Raw genomic sequence first — 15,631 nt, 5'->3', positions numbered from 1 at the left:
GCCTAGGACCTGCGTGTATAAGCAGAACTTTGCGACACGAACAATGCATAACCAGAAGCCCAACGACTACTACCACGTCCTGGTGCACGACCAGGAGGCGCTCACCCACCGCACGGCCCTGTACGACGAGCTGCGAACCCACCGACTGAGACATCGGATGGCCAGCTACCATGTGCCCGTGACCAGCCAGGAACCTGCCCCCGGACAGTACGTGCTGTGGCAGGGCCGCACCGCCGCTCCGGGGCGGCTGCGGGACGTGCTCGGCCCCTGCGCCCCCAGCGGCGTGCTGCGCCTGGTGGTGCAGAGGATCGCCCTGCACGACCAGGGCCGGCCCGCCGGTGAGCACGAGGTGATCTCCTCCGTGGCGGACGTCGACGGGAACCTGGTGGCGGTGCCGCTGCGTCAGGCGGTCCGCGCCGATCAGGGCCGGGCCGCCGCGCTCGACGAGGCCTTCGCGATGCTGCGACGGGACCTCGCGGAGGACGGCCTGCCCGATGTCGACGCCATCGAGGTGGTGCTGGACGCCGATGGCACCGACCGGGTGGGCATCGCCCTCGCGCTCGACGTGTCCCCGCGAGAGGTGCAGGGAGAGGACGTGCACGACGCGGTCCACGACGGCGACCACCACATCGCCCGCCACGCCCCCGCGCTCGAGGACCTGCGCGACCGCCTCGCTGAGGAGACCGTCGGCCCGCTGCAGCGCGGATGGGACGCGCTCATGGATCTGCTGCGCCGGATCCGCTGACCGGGGTCTCAGGCCTCGGCGAGTGCGGCCGGGCGCATCCCGGAGGCCGTCGCCGCGGGAAGGACGAGCCCCATCGACTCCGCCAGGGTCACGCCCAGATCGGCCCAGCCGCCCTCCACCCTCGTGCCGGGCAGGCCCGGACCGCTCCCCAGCACCGTGGTGGACGCGGTGGGATCGGCCACGGCACGCGGCCCCGCGTAGTACGGGTCATCGCCCTCGACCAGGGGGCGGTGCGTGGGGGACAGGCCGAACACGGTGCCCGGGGTCCCCTCCAGCACCGCGATCACGTCGGTCTGAGCGGTGGCCCCCACCCCGTCGTCGACCGGCCGCAGCCTCAGCCGGTAATGCGCGGCGACCTCGGCGAGGGCCTCCATCGCCGCGCGGCCGACGGAGGGACTCTCGCCGCGCCGCACGTGGAGCGCGCCGCGCGGGCCGTCGGGCCACACCAGTGCCCGGAAGCCGGCCAGCCGCGGGCCGTCGGTGCGCACCAGGCCGTGGCGCTCCAGCACGGCATTGGGGTGGACCAGCAGCTCCACGGGCACCAGGGGACGCCCCGGCACCAGCACGATCCGATCCTCCTCGGTGGCGGCGAACGCGACCACCAGGCGGTCCAGGGCCTCCACCGTGACCGCCAGGGCCCGCCTCGCGGCGGAGGAGGTGCACCCCTCGCGGCGCCGTGCCCGACCCAGCCCGGTGAGCCGGACCATCGCCAGGTCCACCCGGCCGCCGGACAGAGCCTCCTCACTCACCTGCCCCACCAGGGAGTCGGGCTCGATCTGGGACAGGTGCAGCCCGGCCTCCCGCCGGTGCCGCAGGTGCTCGGCCACCATCCGCGGGGAGCTGGTCTGCTCGGCCATGCTCCAGCGGTCGCGATAGCGGCGCAGGTCCTCCACCAGGGGCAGGCACAGGTCAACCCCGCTCCCGGCTGTGGCCGGCCACTGGAGCGCGCAGGTCACCGCCCCCCGGGACCGCGCCACCTCCAGCAGGGTGGGGATCCGCAGGTCGTCGTGGTACCACACGCCCCCCACGGCCGGCTCGGCCGGATCGAAGGCGAGCTCCATCGCCACACCGGTGTGCCCCACCGAGGCGCCGGTCATCAGGCTCACCAGGGCCGGTGAGGGCTCGGAGGGACCGCCGGTTCGGATCTCCAGAGGAACGGCGTGGCGGAGCAGGGCGTCGCGCAGCGGCGATCCCGGATCGGTGAGCGGCCCGTCGGCCAGGTCGGCGGCATCGAGCCCATCGACAGCGATCACAAGGGTGCGGCCCTGGTCCACGGTGCACCCCCCTCCTCGTCCCGCGCCGGCAGCAGCATGAACGTACGAGGACAGGATTTCCCACGTGGAATCCCGCGGTGACCGGGCGGCCACGGCCAGGTGAACAGCCGACGAAGTCCGGTCGGGGTGCGCGTCCCCGTCGCCGAACCGGGAGGCTCAGTCGCAGAACAGGACGGTCTCCCGATCGCCCTGCCGGGCATCCTCGGAGCCGCTGTCCAGTGCGGTGCGCGGTACCCGTGGGGAGGCGATCACCTGGTCCATGGTGGCGCTCTGCACGTCCTGATGCGCGCGAGCGGTGCTGATGGCCGGTACGTGACGGCCGCCGGCCTCCCCGGTGGCGCACAGGTCGAGACCGTGCAGGGTCACCTGGTGCATGCCGCGCACCGCCTCCCCCTGAGCCCCGAGGTCCACCCGCATGGCGAAGCGCTGGACGACCACCCCCACCTCGCGCGAGCTCGTGTCGATCACCGTGTGGGCGAAGGTACCGGTGGTCATCAGCTGCGGGACCGAGCCCTCCTCGGCCCGGTACCAGTTCGCGGCGATCCGCGGTGCCCCCACCGGTGCGAAGGGATCGGCCAGGGCGAAGGCGTAGAAGTGGCGGTTCCCGTCGTCCCAGGCCTCGGCGAGATCGTCCTTCCAGAAGTCCGGGGTCACCTCGTCGACCCGGGAGCGGGTCTCGGCATCGGAGAGCCCGCGAAGCTCGACGGGCTCAGGTAGACGGCGCCCAGGAAGTCCACCAGCTGCTGCCGCGTCGGGGCGACGGAGGAGTCGTCCAGGCCCGCCTCCTCCCAGCTCGCGAAGTCGGCGAGGTCGCCCTCGATCGGCAGGCCCGTGAGCGCGCCCGCCTCACGGGCGTCCCAGGCGGACTGATCGACGGTGGCCAGGGGATCTCGCGCCAGCTCGGGGTCGGTGGCCACGGGCTGGGCGCCGGGGGAGCAGGCGGCGGGAGCCAGCAGGCCGATCCCCAGCACCGTCGCGGTGAGACGGCGCCGGGGCAGGAGCGCGCGTGCGGCGCGCCCGGCCGGAAGCGACCCCGTGGGCGGCGTCCCGGGCCGGGGAGGCCCCGGTGTCATCGCAGCTCGGGCTCGGAGGTGTCGGCCCGGCCCGCATCGGCGTCCATGCGGCGCGAGATGGTGCGGGCCCGGTCGTGGTCGCGGTCCACGGCGCGGTCCACCAGCTCCTTGGTGTCGTGATCGGGCTCCTCGGGCTGGATCACCAGCCACACCACGAAGGCGATGGTCAGCACCGCGGTGCCGGCCAGCAGGATCCCGAACAGCGACCAGTTCGCCTTCACCGGATCCCAGAAGGAGTCGTCCCCCAGAGGGGCGGCGATCAGCAGCTCCGGAGCGATCACGGGTCCCCCCTTCGTGCTCTGCGGCCCGTCCCCGATACCGTCAGCATAACTGCCGGTCCCCATCGCGGATATGCTGGCCGGGCTATGGCAGACGTGATCGTCGGGCGCTTCGCGCTGATAGACCTGATCGCCAAGGGGGGATCCGGGTCCGTCTGGCGCGCCTGGGATCAGAAGACGCAGGAGATCTGCGCGGCCAAGGTGCTGCGCCAGCGCGACTCCGCGGACCTCATGCGGTTCGTGCGGGAGAAGGGCGTCAGCTTCGACCACCCCCACCTGCTGACCCCCTACGGCTGGGGTGCCGAGGACGAGCACGTGGTGATCGCGATGCCGCTGGTCTCCGGCGGCACCCTCGAGTCGGTGGTCAAGAAGCAGGGCAAGCTCGCCGAGCCCGCCGTGGTGGTGGTGCTGGAGCAGCTGCTGGACGGCCTGGCCCACATCCACTCCGAGGGCTGGATCCATCGCGACGTCAAGCCCGCCAACATCATGTTCGAGCCCAGAGGCCGGGCCTGGCCGCATTCGCGCCTGGCCGACTTCGGCATCGCCGTGCACGAGACCGATGTGCGCTTCACCCATGTGGGCATGGTCAACGGGACCCCCGGCTACATGGCCCCGGAGCTGTTCGCAATGGCCGAGCCCACGCCCTCCCACGACCTGTACGCCGCGGGCGTGGTGGCGCTGGTGGCGCTGAACGGCCCCATCAAGCTGCACGACGGCGCCTTCCGGCCCGATGAGCTCAACCAGTACCTGCGCGGAGTTACACCGAAGCTGTCGGCCGTGATCCGCAAGCTGCTCGCGGCCCAGCCCGAGGAGCGCTACCAGGACGCCCAGAGCGTGCGCCGGGATCTGCCGCGCGTACCGCGGGGCTACCCCCTCACCCTGGCCGACGGCACCCCGCTGGAGTTCACCGACACGCTGCCGCCGCTGCCTCCGAACGCTCCGGGTGCGCGCAGGCCTGAGCGCCCCGCTCCCGGGGTCTCCGCCTCCTCGATGGAGGCGATCCGTTCAGGGCGCGTCCAGCAGGGGTTCTCCGCCGGATCCGCCTCCCCGCAGACGGGCCCGCAGTGGGCCGGCGGTCTGACGGGCGGTCCCGGCGGGCGTGCCACCGGTGGTCACGGCGGCGGGCCGCAGGGCACCGCGCCGGGCGGCCACGGCCCGCAGGGCTCCTCGCGCGTGGGCACCCCCACTGCAGCCGGCACCCGCACGAGCACGCAGCAGGGCACCCGCTCCCAGGGCATCACCGGCACCATCACCAGCACGCTCACCGGCACCGGACCCGATGCCGGCCGCAACCGCAGCACGTTGATGGCGGTGGCGCTGGGGGCGATCGCCGCAGTGGTCCTGGGGATCATCGTGGCGGTGGTGCTGGTGATGATCTTCGACAGCTCCGGCAGCGCCGGGGCCACCAGCAGCATCGACTCGGCGTACGCCCTGGTCACCGTGGGCCAGGAATGCGTCCCGGAGGACGTGGGCGTGATCGGGCTGACCGAGGACGGCCATTACCTCTCCTGCGCGCCCACCGCCGACGGCCCCGCCTTCGGCTGAGGACCCGCCCTCAGGCGCGCGGCACCGCCACGGTGTCCAGTCCCTGGACCAGGGCCTCGCGCCGCGGGTCCATCTGCAGGTCGATCCGCAGATCCTTCGCCCCGTCCCCACCGTCACGTGCACCGTCCGCTGATCCGTGCTTGGCCTGGTCGCCAGGAGCGCCCGGCCGACGCGGAGCCTGGGTGGGCTCGGACGACTCCTCCTCCTGCTGCGCGCCGGGAACGGTCCAGCGCAGGTGGGTCTGGCTGAGAGGCACGGCGCCCTCGGGGGTGAGGGAGCCCAGCGCGCCCAGCTCCAGGCCCGCCTGCTCGAGGGCCTGCTCCAGGCGGCGTCGCCGCTCGGCGCGGGGGATGTCCAGGTCCATGTTGTCGGCGAACCAGGTGTCGGCCAGCGCGTCGCCCGCTCCTCGCAGCCAGTCCAGGGCCGCACCGGCAGCCTGCAGGGTGCGCGGGGCCGGGGTGGGGATGCGGTCGGCCAGCAGCCGCGGCTCGTGCTTCGCGAGGATCTGCAGTGCCTGCACCGACAGCACTCCCAGCGGTGCGTACTTGCTGTTGGCCAGCGCCACCACACCTACACCGGAGTCGCGGTGCCACTGCATGAACGCCCCGTACCCCGGGTATCCACCGGAGTGGGAGACCAGCTCCCCGAGGTCCGGCAGCACGTCCACCGCCAGGCCGTAGCCGTAGCCGCGGATGCGGTCGAATCCGGGGGAGGTGCCGTCCGTGCCTGCGGGCAGGGGCGGCAGCACATGGTGACGGTGGATCTGCTGCATCTCGCGCCGTGATCCGGTGGACAGCAGGTCCTGGGAGCGGCCAGCGGCATCAGGAGCATCGGCCGCGGCGAGGAACCGCACCCAGGTGGCGATGTCGTCCACGGTGGAGTACAGGCCCGCCATCGCCCCGTACACACCGGGCTGGTCGAAGGGCACCGCCTCGAAGCGCGTGGCGTCGCTGCGCTCGTTGAGGCGGTGGCCCGTGGCCAGGCGCGCGAGGTCCAGGCCGGAGGTCTCGAAGGCGGTGTCCACCATGCCCAGCGGGTCCAGGAAGCGCTCGTGGATCTCGACGGTGTAGTCCCGACCGGTGATCTCGTCGATCACTCGGCCCAGCATCGCGAAGCCGGTGTTGGAGTACTCGTAGCGGGTGCCGGGGGTGTTCGAGCGGCCCAGGCCGCCCTGCAGCAGCTGGGCGAAGGCCTCGCGGGTCATCGACTCCTGGCGGTCGCCCCACGGGTTGTCGGTGACCAGGCCGGAGTTCATCGACAGCAGGTCGCGCAGGGTGACGGGGCGGGCATCGGCGGGGGAGTCGAAGGCGCCAGCGGCCTCCGGCAGGTGCTGCTCGACGGGATCGTCCAGGCGCAGCCTGCCCTCGTCGCGCAGCGCCAGGATGGTCGCGGCGGTGAAGGACTTGGTCAGCGAGGCGATGCGGGAGATGCTGCCGCGCCCCATCGGTGTGGAGCCCGGGGTGGGCTCGCCGTCCTCCAGCTCGCGGTGCCCGGCCGCACCGTGTGCCAGCACCGCCTCGTCGTGACCGTGACCCCCGACGATCGCCCAGGTCACGCCGGCGATCTGATGGTCGGTGATGGTCTTCTCGTACAGTGCGGCGATCTCGTCGATGGCCTGCTGGGGAACGGCGGGGGCGGAGCGGCGGGGCCGGGTGCTGTGTGCTGCATGCCTGTTACCGTATCGGGTGGACCAGGAGTCGGCATGGCCGCAATCGCGGCGGGGCGGCGGGTGCACAGCACAGCCGTGGGCTGCGAGCCGGCGGGAGGGTGTTGCCCGCAGTAAACGACGACCGCCGCCAGTGCGCGGTCGACGACTGTTTTCTCGGGAACTACGCGCGGCCGTCCGGATGGGTGTCGCCGTCCGGATGGGTGTCGACGTCCCCGGGTGATCCGTCCCGGTAGAACGTTGCGATCACCGCGGCGACGTGCTCGCCCATCACCTCGGCCACCAGGGCGGGATCCGCTCGTCGGGGGTCGAAGCCGGGGAGCGGCGGGCAGGACCTGCGTCGCCCGAACCAGCGGGAGCGGCGGCGTCGCCCGAACCGTCGGGGGCAGCGGCGTCGCCCGAACCGTCGGGGGCAGCGGCGTCGCCCGAGCCGGGCCCGTCGGATTCCGGTGCCGATGCGTCGTCAGCCGGGACCGGACCCGTGTTCACGGGGGCCACCAGGTCCTCGATGCGCAGTCCGCGCAGGGTGAGCAGCAGCAGCGGCTTCTCGTCCACCGCCTCGACCAGCACGTACGCCAGCGCCGCGACGTGACGGCAGGGCCCGGGCCAGTCCAGGCAGGAGCAGTCGTGGGACAGCTCGGAGGGGCCGCGCGGCAGCAGGGACACCTCATGCGCGGACAGCTCCTTCTCCACCAGCTGCGGGTACTCCCCGGCGGCCATGGTGGCCGGCAACCCGGGGTGGGCGCGAGCCACGACCAGGAACGCCTCTGTGTCCGCAGCGGAGAACGCCGGCAGGTCCAGCTGCGGGCGGTACAGCTCCCCGTCGGAGTCCTGCACCGCGCCGCGGGCCGTGCCGGTGGTGACATCGATCCAGGCCACGCGGCCCGAGCGGGCATCCGCCCGACCGCCCGAGGCCCTGCCCACCCCGAGGATGGTCTCCATGGCATTGCGCAGGGCGACCGCGTGCCAGCCCTTTCCGATCGGCCCGCGCCGGGACCGCAGCTGGATGTTCACCCCGGACCACCGCCCTTCTCCTCCTCCGACAGCGACAGCAGCTCCAGCAGGGAGTCGTCGTCCAGCTGGGCGAGCCAGTCCTCACCGGGGGCGATGGTGAGATCGGCCAGGGACTGCTTGTCCAGCAGCACGGTGTCGATGCGCTCCTCGATGGTGCCTGCGCTGACCAGCTTGTGCACCTGCACGTCCCGCCGCTGCCCGATGCGGAACGCCCGGTCGGTGGCCTGGTTCTCCACCGCCGGGTTCCACCAGCGGTCCAGGTGCACGACGTGGTTGGCGGCAGTGAGGGTCAGACCCGTGCCGCCGGCGCGCAGGCTCAGCAGCATCAGCCCGGGCTGGTCCCGCTGCGCCTGGAACTGTGCCACCATCTGGTCGCGGTCCTTCTTCGCCACCCCGCCGTGCAGGAACGGCACCGGCAGCCCGAAGCGCTCGGTCCAGTACGGCACCAGCAGGTGCCCGAAGGTGGTGAACTGCGTGAACAGCAGCACCTTCTCGCCGTCGGCGAAGGCCGTCTCCAGCAGGTCGTCCACCAGCTCGAGCTTCCCGGAGCGGTGGTGCCCCTCCCGCAGCATCGGGGAGCCGTCCCCCAGGTAGTGCGCGGGATGGTTGCACACCTGCTTCAGCCGGGTCAGGGTCGAGACCACCACCGAGCGCCGCTGCTTCTGGGTGGCGGTGTCCAGCTGGTCCTTCAGATCCTCCACCAGTGCCTGGTACAGGCCGGCCTGCTCGGGGGTGAGGGTGACGGTGCGGGTCAGCTCCCGCTTCTCCGGCAGGTCCGCGATGATCGACCGGTCCGTCTTCACGCGGCGCAGCACGAACGGGGAGGTCACCAGCTTCAGCCGGGCCAGCGCCCCGGGATCGGCCTCCTTGGAGATCGGGGAGGCCACGTGCTCGCTGAAATCGGCGGCCTTGCCCAGCAGTCCCGGCTCCACCACTTCCATCAACGAGTGGAGGTCCTCCAGACGGTTCTCCACCGGGGTGCCGGTCAGGGCCAGGCGGTGCGGGGGCCGCAGCCTCCGTGCCGCCTGGCTCACCTGCGTGTGGGCGTTCTTCAAGTGCTGCGCCTCGTCGTACACCACGCGGTGCCAGTCCACCCGCTGCAGCACGGGCAGGTCCCGCGCCAGCAGGGCGTAGGTGGTGATCACCAGGTCCATGTCGGCCGCGCCGGCGGCGAAGGACTCATCGCGGATGCGATCCCCGCCGTGGTGCACGTGCACCGCCAGGTGAGGGGCGAAGGCCCGCGCCTCCCGCTGCCAGGCGCCCACCACCGACATCGGGCACACCAGCAGGGTGGGGCCGACGGGGCGGACCTCACCGCGGCTCGTGCGCCCGCTGCGCCCCGGCTCCTGCTCTCGCTCGCGGCACAGCAGGGCGAGGACCTGCATGGTCTTGCCCAGGCCCATGTCGTCGGCGAGGATCCCGCCCAGGCCCAGCTGGTGCAGCTCCCACATCCAGTCCAGTCCCGCCTGCTGGTAGGGCCGCAGGGTGGCCTGCAGGGTCGCCGGCTGCGGGAGGGTGCGGGGTCCGGGCCCGCCGGGCAGCAGGCGCGCGATGCCGGCCCTGTCGGCATCCTGCAGAGCCGCTGCCCCCAGGTGCAGCTCCGCGGCGTGCGGGGACAGCACCAGGGAGAACAGTTCGGCCCACGGCAGCACCCCGCTCAGTGATCCGGGCACCGTGTCCGGCACCGGGAACAGGGACGTGAGCACCGGCATCGGGCGATCGTCAGCGGCCGACGCACCGGCCTTCCCGGTCGCGGGTGCGCCGGGGGCATGGGGGCCCTCGGCGGCCGCGCCCCCCTCCGGCTCCGGAAGGCCCGCGAGGCGAGCCGCCCGCTCGGCCGCCAGGCGCCGGAAGCGCTTGGCGCGATCGGTGAACTCGTCCAGGAACCGTTCTGCGGCGCGCAGGGTGGTCGCATCCAGTCGCACCCACCGGCCGCGCAGCTGCACCAGCTCCGACTGTGCGGCCAGGATCTCGGACATCTCCTCGTCGGTCAGGTCCGTCTCACCCACGGCCATCCGCCATCGGAACTGGGTCACCTGTCCCAGACCCACGGAGGACTCGCGCTCCCCAGCGGGCGCCTCGGTGACCTGGGGCCGCAGGGTGGCCGCCTGCTTGGTCCAGTCGCGCGGCAGCAGCACCGTCACACCCGCCTGCTCCAGCCCCGGGGCGTCGTGGGCCAGGAACGTGCCAGCCTCGGCGGTGGTCAGCAGCCAGTCCACGCCGGTGTCGTCCATCGCGGCCTGCCGCACCGTGGGAGCCAGGCGCATCCCCTCGGCGGTGGCCTCCGCCGCCCCGGCCGCGGGCACGTCGCCCACCGCGCGCAGATCGGCCACCGGGAGCACGGTGCCGTCGCTCTGCCGCAGGCACGTCTGCAGCGGCCAGGCCGTGCCCACCGGGGGTTCGTGCAGGCGCACCACCAGCTCGCTGTCGGTGGAGGTCAGCTGCACCCCGATGCGGCCCGAGTCGCGGTACGCCGCGAACGCGCTCACGATCGCTCGCTGCTCGGGCACCTCGGCCTCCAGCTCCGTCTCCCCGGCTAGCGCTGCCAGCACGCCGTACCGGTCCGCGCCGGGGGCTGCAGGGGTGGGCGAGCACTGCGCGAGGTGCGCGGCGAAGGCCTGCCGGGCATGGGCGTCGACCAGGGCGTGCAGCAGACTCGGGCGACGCTCGGTGGGAGCCTGCCACCGCAGCAGCGCCCGCCCGTGATGCCACTGCACATCGACCCGCAGGTCCCGCGCCGCCACCAGCGCGCGCGCCTCGACGTCCAGCACTGTCGCGGCCAGCAGATCCGGCATCACGGTGAGCTCGGAGGCCGGGCCCACGGAGGCCAGCCGCACCGCTGCACCCTCGGTGACCAGCCGTGACAGCTGTTCGACGGCATCGGTGCCGAAGCGCTCGCCCAAGCCCTCCCTCACTGCCGCGACCAGGTCGATCAGCGCCGGCCCGTCCAGGGGCAGGGCCGGGACGCGGCGATCAGGGGTGCCGGGGGCCCCGGGGATCCGCACCCGGTGCCGCAGTGTGGCCGGGGCCGCCGCGAGCACCTCGGCGAGAGCGTGCGGGGAGTGTGCGTGCACGGGTGCGAGCTCGCTGAGAGCGCGCGAGCGCCCCGGAGCGACCTGCTCCCGTACCCACAGCGCGGGGCCGAGGTCGTCATCGACGACGAGGTGCAGGCGGCGGGTGGGCATCTGCTCAGACTAGATCGCGGCACCGACATCGGGCGGCCTCCCGCCGTCGCTGTGGACGATGCGCGGCATGGCCGCACACGTGCAGCGCGGGTGCTCACATGCCGTCGATGATCAGGGCGGTGGCGTCCAGCCATGCCTCCTTGGTGGCGGAGGAGACACGGTTCCAGTCCAGGTGGGAGCCGTCCACGAACTGGTGCTCGTAGGGCACCTCGGTGACCGCGCGGGTGTGCGCACCGAAGTGGTTCATCAGGCGGGTGCGCAGCACCGGGTCGAACTTCCCCTTCGAGGAGTGGGAGAGGATCGTCACGGCGTGCTCCACCTGCGTCTGCAGGCCGGTGGCCCGCAGCTCGTCGATCATCCAGGCGGCGGCGTTGAAGGTGTCCTCGCGCACGGTGGAGATGATCACCAGCTGGTCGGCGCTGCGCACCGCAGCCATCCAGTTCGACGCCCGCACGTTGTTGCCGGTGTCGATCACCTTGATCCGGTAGAAGCGGGAGAGGGTGTCGTTCAGCTCGGTGAACGCCTCGGCGTCGATCGAGGCAGCCGATCCCGGGTCCTCGTCGGAGGCCAGGATGTCGAAGCGCATCGCTCCCTGCGGCCGCATGAACGGATCCAGGTCCGTGGCGCTGGCCTGCGGGGCCTTCATGCGGTCAAGGTCGTGCAGCAGGTCCACGGCGGTGCGGGTGTGATCGGTGGGGATGCCCCGCCAGCCCAGGGTGCCGCGGGTCTCGTTGTTGTCCCAGGCCAGCACGTTGCCGCCGCGGGTCACGCCTAGCGTGGCCGCGATCATCAGTGAGGCGGTGGTCTTGTGGGCGCCGCCCTTGAGGTTCACCACCACGATGTTGCGCGGGCCGTCCAGGGGGCGGCGGATCCGCTCCAGGCGGTCGATCTCGTACTGCTCACGCCTGCCGGGGCGCGGGGAGATCACGCCGCCGGTGGCGCGGGTGAGGAAGCCCTGCCAGCCCTTGGCGGCCTTCGCCTTGGGCTTGCGGGCCGTGGTGGCCTGCAGGTCCTTCAGGGTGGGGCGGCCGTCGTCGTCGGGTCGCTGCCGCACCGGCTCGCTCGTGCGGGGCCCGGCCGTTCCGGCCTCGGCGGCATCGTCGTCGGCCGTGCGGGCACGCCACGTCTCCCCGGCGCTCGACGGCGCGGAAGGAGCCGACGGAGCCGACGGGGGCGAGCCCGGGGTGGAGCTCGGCGCGGGCGCGGCGGAGGCGGCCGAGACCGCGGAGGTCGCCGAGCTCGCGGACGGCGCGGAGGCGACCGACGCTGCGGAGTGCGCCGAGGCGTGGGTGCCGTGCGCACGACGGCGGCCCGCGCGATGCGTGCGTGCCACCGGCAGCTCCCCGGTGTACGTGGGCGCCGAGGACGGGGCGTCCCAGGGGGAGGCCGTGGGGTCACCGGGCCGACCGGAGGGCGCGGCGGCCGCGCCCCCGGAGGGCTGCAGGGAGGAGGAGGGGCGCTCGCCGGTGGGGAGCGCAGGCAGGTCCTCGTCCTCCGGGCCCGCCTCGCGCGGGGAGATCTGCCCGTTGGGCTCCACCCGCAGGAAGTGACGCGCCCCGGGCTCGAGGATCACCACGTCCAGGGCGGAGCCCTCGATCTGCGCGGCGGTGATGAACACCTGCTTCACGTTCGCCCGCAGCTCGGACAGATCGGCTCCCTCGACCTCCACCACCTCGTTGTCGAGGTGCACGCTCGCACGGGTGTCGGAGGTGATGCGCGCCTGCGCGATCATCGATCGGTCCCTTCCACGACTGCGGCCCGCGTGGGCCCGGATCCGTCCCCGATGCGGTGTGCTCGGTGACCGCACCACTCTACGGTCGACCTGCGGCATTCGTGCACCTACAGTGGCAGCGTGCGCGCTCATCTGCTCACCGACGAGGCCCTCCCGGGCGCCGACGAGGACGCCGCCGGTGTGCTGGGCGAGGTCGCCGTGGTGCTCGACGGGGCCGGGGTCCCGCAGCGGTTCCGTGCCGGCTGCCACCACTCGGTGGCCTGGTACTCCCACACCCTGGCCGCTCACCTGCTGCTGCGCGCCAGCGATCCCGCACGCACCCTGCGCGAGGCCCTCGCCGATGCCATCACCGCGGTGCGGGACCTGCACGCCGATCAGTGCGATCTGGACGCCGGGTCGCCGTCGGCCACCGTGGTGGCCGTGCGCCGGTGCGAGGACCGGCTCGAGCACCTGGTGCTGTGCGACTCCTCCGTGCTGCTGCACCACCGCGACGGCACCGTGCGCCGCATCACCGACGACCGGGTCGACCATCTGGTCCTCGCCGACCACTCCGCGCCCTCCGTCGAGGCGATGCGCAACGCCCCCGGCGGCTTCTGGCTGGCCCGGCACGAGCCGGAGGCCGCCGACGAGGCCCTGACCGGCAGCGTGCCCCTCGCGGACCTGCGGGCCGTGCACCTGGTCAGCGATGGCATCACGCGTGCGATCGACCGGCTGGGCCTGCACACGCCCGCCTCTCTCAGCGAGACCCTGCTCACCGCGCCGGAGGAACTGCTCGAGCAGCTGCGGGCCGCTGAGCGCGCTCTCGATCCCGCGCGGCGTCCCCGCAAGATCCACGACGACGCGACCGCGCTCACCCTGCGCTGGTGAGGCACGGCACCGCCGGTGAGCAAAGAGATGGCGCCCCCGCTGACCTCTACCCGGGGGATATGGCGGCGCGGTGGGGAAGGCGCGCCGTGCTTGGCGGAGAATTGACCATCCCTTGCCGCGCTCGAGACCCCGGTGGAGGATCGTCAGCCCCGCTTCTACCTGCGGGAACAATCGTCCCGTGAGCGTTTACAGCCGGGGCCCTGCGGTCTAGACTCGACCGTGTGCGCAGTGCTCGCACGATCCTCGCGCGATCTGTGGCTGCGGCTGAGGAACGGGTGCGCACCGCATGCATGAGAGCCGGATCCAGAGGTGTGGTGGGGTAGACAGTGCTTGAAGGCGAAACTTCCCGGTGGGCCTGATAGTGTCCCCGTCGTGCTCCTGAAACCGCGGGTTTCATGCACCTGACAACTTCATAGATGTGCCGCTTCTCGAGACCCCCCTCACGGGGAGCGGCCGGACGGGCACTACGCCAGGTTCCCCCCACCTTTGGCAGCCCGTCCAGCCTGTTCGCCCGCACCCACCCCTGACGGACGACAGGCATGACGAGCGGTCCGTGAGCCCCCGACACTGTCGGCGCAGAGCTCCGGGCCGCTCGTCCCGTTCCAGGGGGATGCGCCGCGCCTGAGACGAGGCGGTTGCGCCTGAGACCATGGCGGGGTGAACGTCTCCCTGAGCCCCGAGGCCGGTCGGGTCGACGCCGTGCGTCGGCTGTCCCGCGGACCAGCGCTGCTCCTGCTGCTGATCGGCGCGTTCTTCGCCTTCGCCGCGCTGTACATCGGCTGGTTCGGCACCCGCTGGGGCCTGCTTCTGCTGATCCCCGCCGTGGTCCTGGCCGCCGGGACGCGGGCACTGTGGTCCCGCCCCCGCCGCGGCCAGAAGGCGCTGCGATCAGGCGACCCGCACCTGCGCCTGGACCACACCGGGGCCACCGCGGCCGACGGGCCCACGATCCCCTGGCAGCAGATCGACCGCATCGACCTGCTGCGTGCGGCGGAGACCCCGCTGGACGCCCTGCCCGAGGGATCGCGCGCCACCGTGATGAACGTCGGGGGCACCCGCGGGCGGTGGAGCATCACCCTGCGGGACGGCAGCGAGCGCACCGGCCTCTTCGACTTCGTACCCACCGAGGAGTACCACCGCTTCCTCATCACCGGCCGTGACCTGGCGCGCGTCGGGGGCGCGGTGCTGCTGGACGGCCAGGACGGCCCCTGAGCAGGAGAGCCGCTGAGCAGGGGCGCTCCTGAGCCTCAGCCCAGGATGGCCACGTCGCTGCCCGGGTCCAGGCGGTACCCGGTACCGCGCACGGTGGAGACCAGCTTGCGGTAGCGGCCCAGCTTGGTGCGCAGCCGCCGTACGTGCACGTCCACGGTGCGCTCACCGGTCTCGGCGGGGGCGTCGGACCACACGGTGGTCATGAGCTCCTCGCGGGAGACGGTTCGACGGGCATTGCGCGCCAGGTGGGCCAGCAGCTCGAACTCCTTGTAGGTGAGGTCCACGTCCTGGCCGTCGATCCGCACGCGCCTGCCGTACAGGTCCAGCACCAGGGCGCTGTCCCCCGGGGCGGAGGGGCTCGAGGGGCTGACGGCGGTCGCCGCGAAGGCGCGTCGGCGTGCGTTCTCCGCATCCCGACGGGCCGGGGAGGTGGGGGGACGGTGCCGGTGCGGCGCGGGCGCAGCGGGCTGATCGCGGCCTGCTGACGAGTGGGAGGCAGCGCCTTCTCGCTGGGGCGCGGCCACGAAGGGGCGCGGGCTGGTCACCGTCACCGTGGTGAGCCCGCGGCGGGCCGAGGTGAGGCGGGTGGCCTGAGCGCGCAGGTTGTCGGCCAGCAGGGCGGCCTCGACGTCACCGGTGCCGGAGGGCAGGGTGACCGAGACGGTGATGGTCACGCCGTTCTCGCCGGAGGGCAGGGCCCGGGCGTGGGCGGGCGCCGGGGAGGGCCGGCCGCCGCGGTCGGTGCGCGGGGAAGAGGGGGTCGACAGGCGCAGGTCGTGGGAGGCGGTCGCCCCACGGGTGGGCAGGGGGTGAGAGGTGGTGCGGTCCAGTGCGATGGTCATGATGCAAGTTCTCCGGGGTGCGGCGCGGTGGGCGCGGCGGATGGTGGACCCGGGATCCCGGTGATCGACGCACGGTGGCGGATCTGCGGGGTGTGCTCCCGGTGGCACCTGGAACCCGCGCCTTCCGGCCGGCTCCTGTCAGCCGACCCCGGAGGTGTCTCGAGCGCTCAGAGGCTCGGCTGACGCTGCATCATCTGC

General features: G+C 73.0%; 13 protein-coding genes. 4 read left to right on the top strand and 9 right to left on the bottom strand.

Going from position 1 to position 15,631, the window contains the following annotated elements:
- The first annotated feature begins 43 nt into the window (after positions 1 to 43).
- Positions 44 to 745 (top strand): hypothetical protein, encoded by a 702-nt coding sequence (locus IOE58_RS07050; RefSeq protein ID WP_193865691.1) that lies wholly within the window; start codon positions 44 to 46, stop codon positions 743 to 745.
- Between the two features lie 8 nt (positions 746 to 753).
- Here the strand turns inward: IOE58_RS07050 and IOE58_RS07045 are convergent, their stop codons facing one another.
- From IOE58_RS07045 to IOE58_RS07030, 4 genes are all read right to left on the bottom strand, one after another.
- Positions 754 to 2,019 (bottom strand): alkaline phosphatase family protein, encoded by a 1,266-nt coding sequence (locus IOE58_RS07045; protein WP_193865690.1) that lies wholly within the window; start codon positions 2,017 to 2,019, stop codon positions 754 to 756.
- 156 nt (positions 2,020 to 2,175) lie between these two features.
- Positions 2,176 to 2,673 carry a hypothetical protein gene (locus IOE58_RS07040; protein WP_193865689.1) on the bottom strand — a complete coding sequence of 166 codons (498 nt, stop codon included), beginning with the start codon at positions 2,671 to 2,673 and terminating at the stop codon, positions 2,176 to 2,178.
- Positions 2,670 to 3,092 (bottom strand): hypothetical protein, encoded by a 423-nt coding sequence (locus tag IOE58_RS07035; protein ID WP_228019176.1) that lies wholly within the window; start codon positions 3,090 to 3,092, stop codon positions 2,670 to 2,672. Before IOE58_RS07035 ends, IOE58_RS07040 begins: the two co-directional genes overlap by 4 nt.
- A complete protein-coding gene (locus IOE58_RS07030) occupies positions 3,089 to 3,373 on the bottom strand; it encodes a hypothetical protein (protein ID WP_193865687.1) in 285 nt (94 codons plus the stop codon). Before IOE58_RS07030 ends, IOE58_RS07035 begins: the two co-directional genes overlap by 4 nt.
- A gap of 84 nt (positions 3,374 to 3,457) precedes the next feature.
- On the opposite strand from IOE58_RS07030, the gene IOE58_RS07025 reads away from it, so the two are divergent.
- Positions 3,458 to 4,915 (top strand): serine/threonine protein kinase, encoded by a 1,458-nt coding sequence (locus tag IOE58_RS07025; RefSeq protein ID WP_193865686.1) that lies wholly within the window; start codon positions 3,458 to 3,460, stop codon positions 4,913 to 4,915.
- A 10-nt stretch (positions 4,916 to 4,925) separates the two neighbouring features.
- Here IOE58_RS07025 and IOE58_RS07020 read toward each other — a convergent pair whose 3' ends face one another.
- The 4 genes from IOE58_RS07020 to IOE58_RS07005 form a co-directional block, all read right to left on the bottom strand.
- Complete coding sequence (locus tag IOE58_RS07020) at positions 4,926 to 6,650, bottom strand: serine hydrolase domain-containing protein (RefSeq protein ID WP_348981913.1); 1,725 nt, start codon at positions 6,648 to 6,650, stop codon at positions 4,926 to 4,928.
- Between the two features lie 201 nt (positions 6,651 to 6,851).
- Positions 6,852 to 7,595: an SWIM zinc finger family protein gene (locus tag IOE58_RS07015; RefSeq protein WP_348981912.1), complete on the bottom strand. Its 744-nt coding sequence runs from the start codon at positions 7,593 to 7,595 to the stop codon at positions 6,852 to 6,854.
- A complete protein-coding gene (locus IOE58_RS07010; protein WP_193865685.1) occupies positions 7,592 to 10,780 on the bottom strand; it encodes a DEAD/DEAH box helicase in 3,189 nt (1,062 codons plus the stop codon). The genes IOE58_RS07015 and IOE58_RS07010 overlap by 4 nt, the downstream gene beginning before the upstream one ends.
- Before the next feature lie 94 nt (positions 10,781 to 10,874).
- On the bottom strand, positions 10,875 to 12,512 hold the full coding sequence (locus IOE58_RS07005) for a MinD/ParA family ATP-binding protein (protein ID WP_193865684.1): 1,638 nt from the start codon (positions 12,510 to 12,512) through the stop codon (positions 10,875 to 10,877).
- 120 nt (positions 12,513 to 12,632) lie between these two features.
- Here IOE58_RS07005 and IOE58_RS07000 point away from each other — a divergent pair, with 120 nt between their 5' ends.
- Both IOE58_RS07000 and IOE58_RS06995 read left to right on the top strand, forming a co-directional pair.
- Positions 12,633 to 13,379 carry a protein phosphatase 2C domain-containing protein gene (locus IOE58_RS07000; protein WP_193865683.1) on the top strand — a complete coding sequence of 249 codons (747 nt, stop codon included), beginning with the start codon at positions 12,633 to 12,635 and terminating at the stop codon, positions 13,377 to 13,379.
- A 657-nt stretch (positions 13,380 to 14,036) separates the two neighbouring features.
- Positions 14,037 to 14,591 carry a hypothetical protein gene (locus tag IOE58_RS06995; RefSeq protein WP_193865682.1) on the top strand — a complete coding sequence of 185 codons (555 nt, stop codon included), beginning with the start codon at positions 14,037 to 14,039 and terminating at the stop codon, positions 14,589 to 14,591.
- 35 nt (positions 14,592 to 14,626) lie between these two features.
- Here IOE58_RS06995 and IOE58_RS06990 read toward each other — a convergent pair whose 3' ends face one another.
- Positions 14,627 to 15,433, bottom strand: a complete 807-nt coding sequence (locus tag IOE58_RS06990) for a winged helix-turn-helix domain-containing protein (protein ID WP_228019175.1) — start codon at positions 15,431 to 15,433, stop codon at positions 14,627 to 14,629.
- Positions 15,434 to 15,631 lie beyond the last annotated feature (198 nt).

The organism is Brachybacterium epidermidis (assembly GCF_015209585.1).
Lineage (GTDB): Bacteria > Actinomycetota > Actinomycetes > Actinomycetales > Dermabacteraceae > Brachybacterium > Brachybacterium epidermidis.
This window is presented reverse-complemented; position numbering and strand designations above follow the sequence as displayed.

What these genes read in the sequence shown, in the direction of transcription:
- IOE58_RS07050 (WP_193865691.1), top strand. Translation starts at nt 44, where the DNA reads ATGCATAACCAGAAGCCCAACGACTACTACCACGTCCTGGTGCACGAC.
- IOE58_RS07035 (WP_228019176.1), bottom strand. Translation starts at nt 3,092, where the DNA reads ATGACACCGGGGCCTCCCCGGCCCGGGACGCCGCCCACGGGGTCGCTT.
- IOE58_RS07025 (WP_193865686.1), top strand. Translation starts at nt 3,458, where the DNA reads ATGGCAGACGTGATCGTCGGGCGCTTCGCGCTGATAGACCTGATCGCC.
- IOE58_RS07010 (WP_193865685.1), bottom strand. Translation starts at nt 10,780, where the DNA reads ATGCCCACCCGCCGCCTGCACCTCGTCGTCGATGACGACCTCGGCCCC.
- IOE58_RS07005 (WP_193865684.1), bottom strand. Translation starts at nt 12,512, where the DNA reads ATGATCGCGCAGGCGCGCATCACCTCCGACACCCGTGCGAGCGTGCAC.
- IOE58_RS06990 (WP_228019175.1), bottom strand. Translation starts at nt 15,433, where the DNA reads ATGACCATCGCACTGGACCGCACCACCTCTCACCCCCTGCCCACCCGT.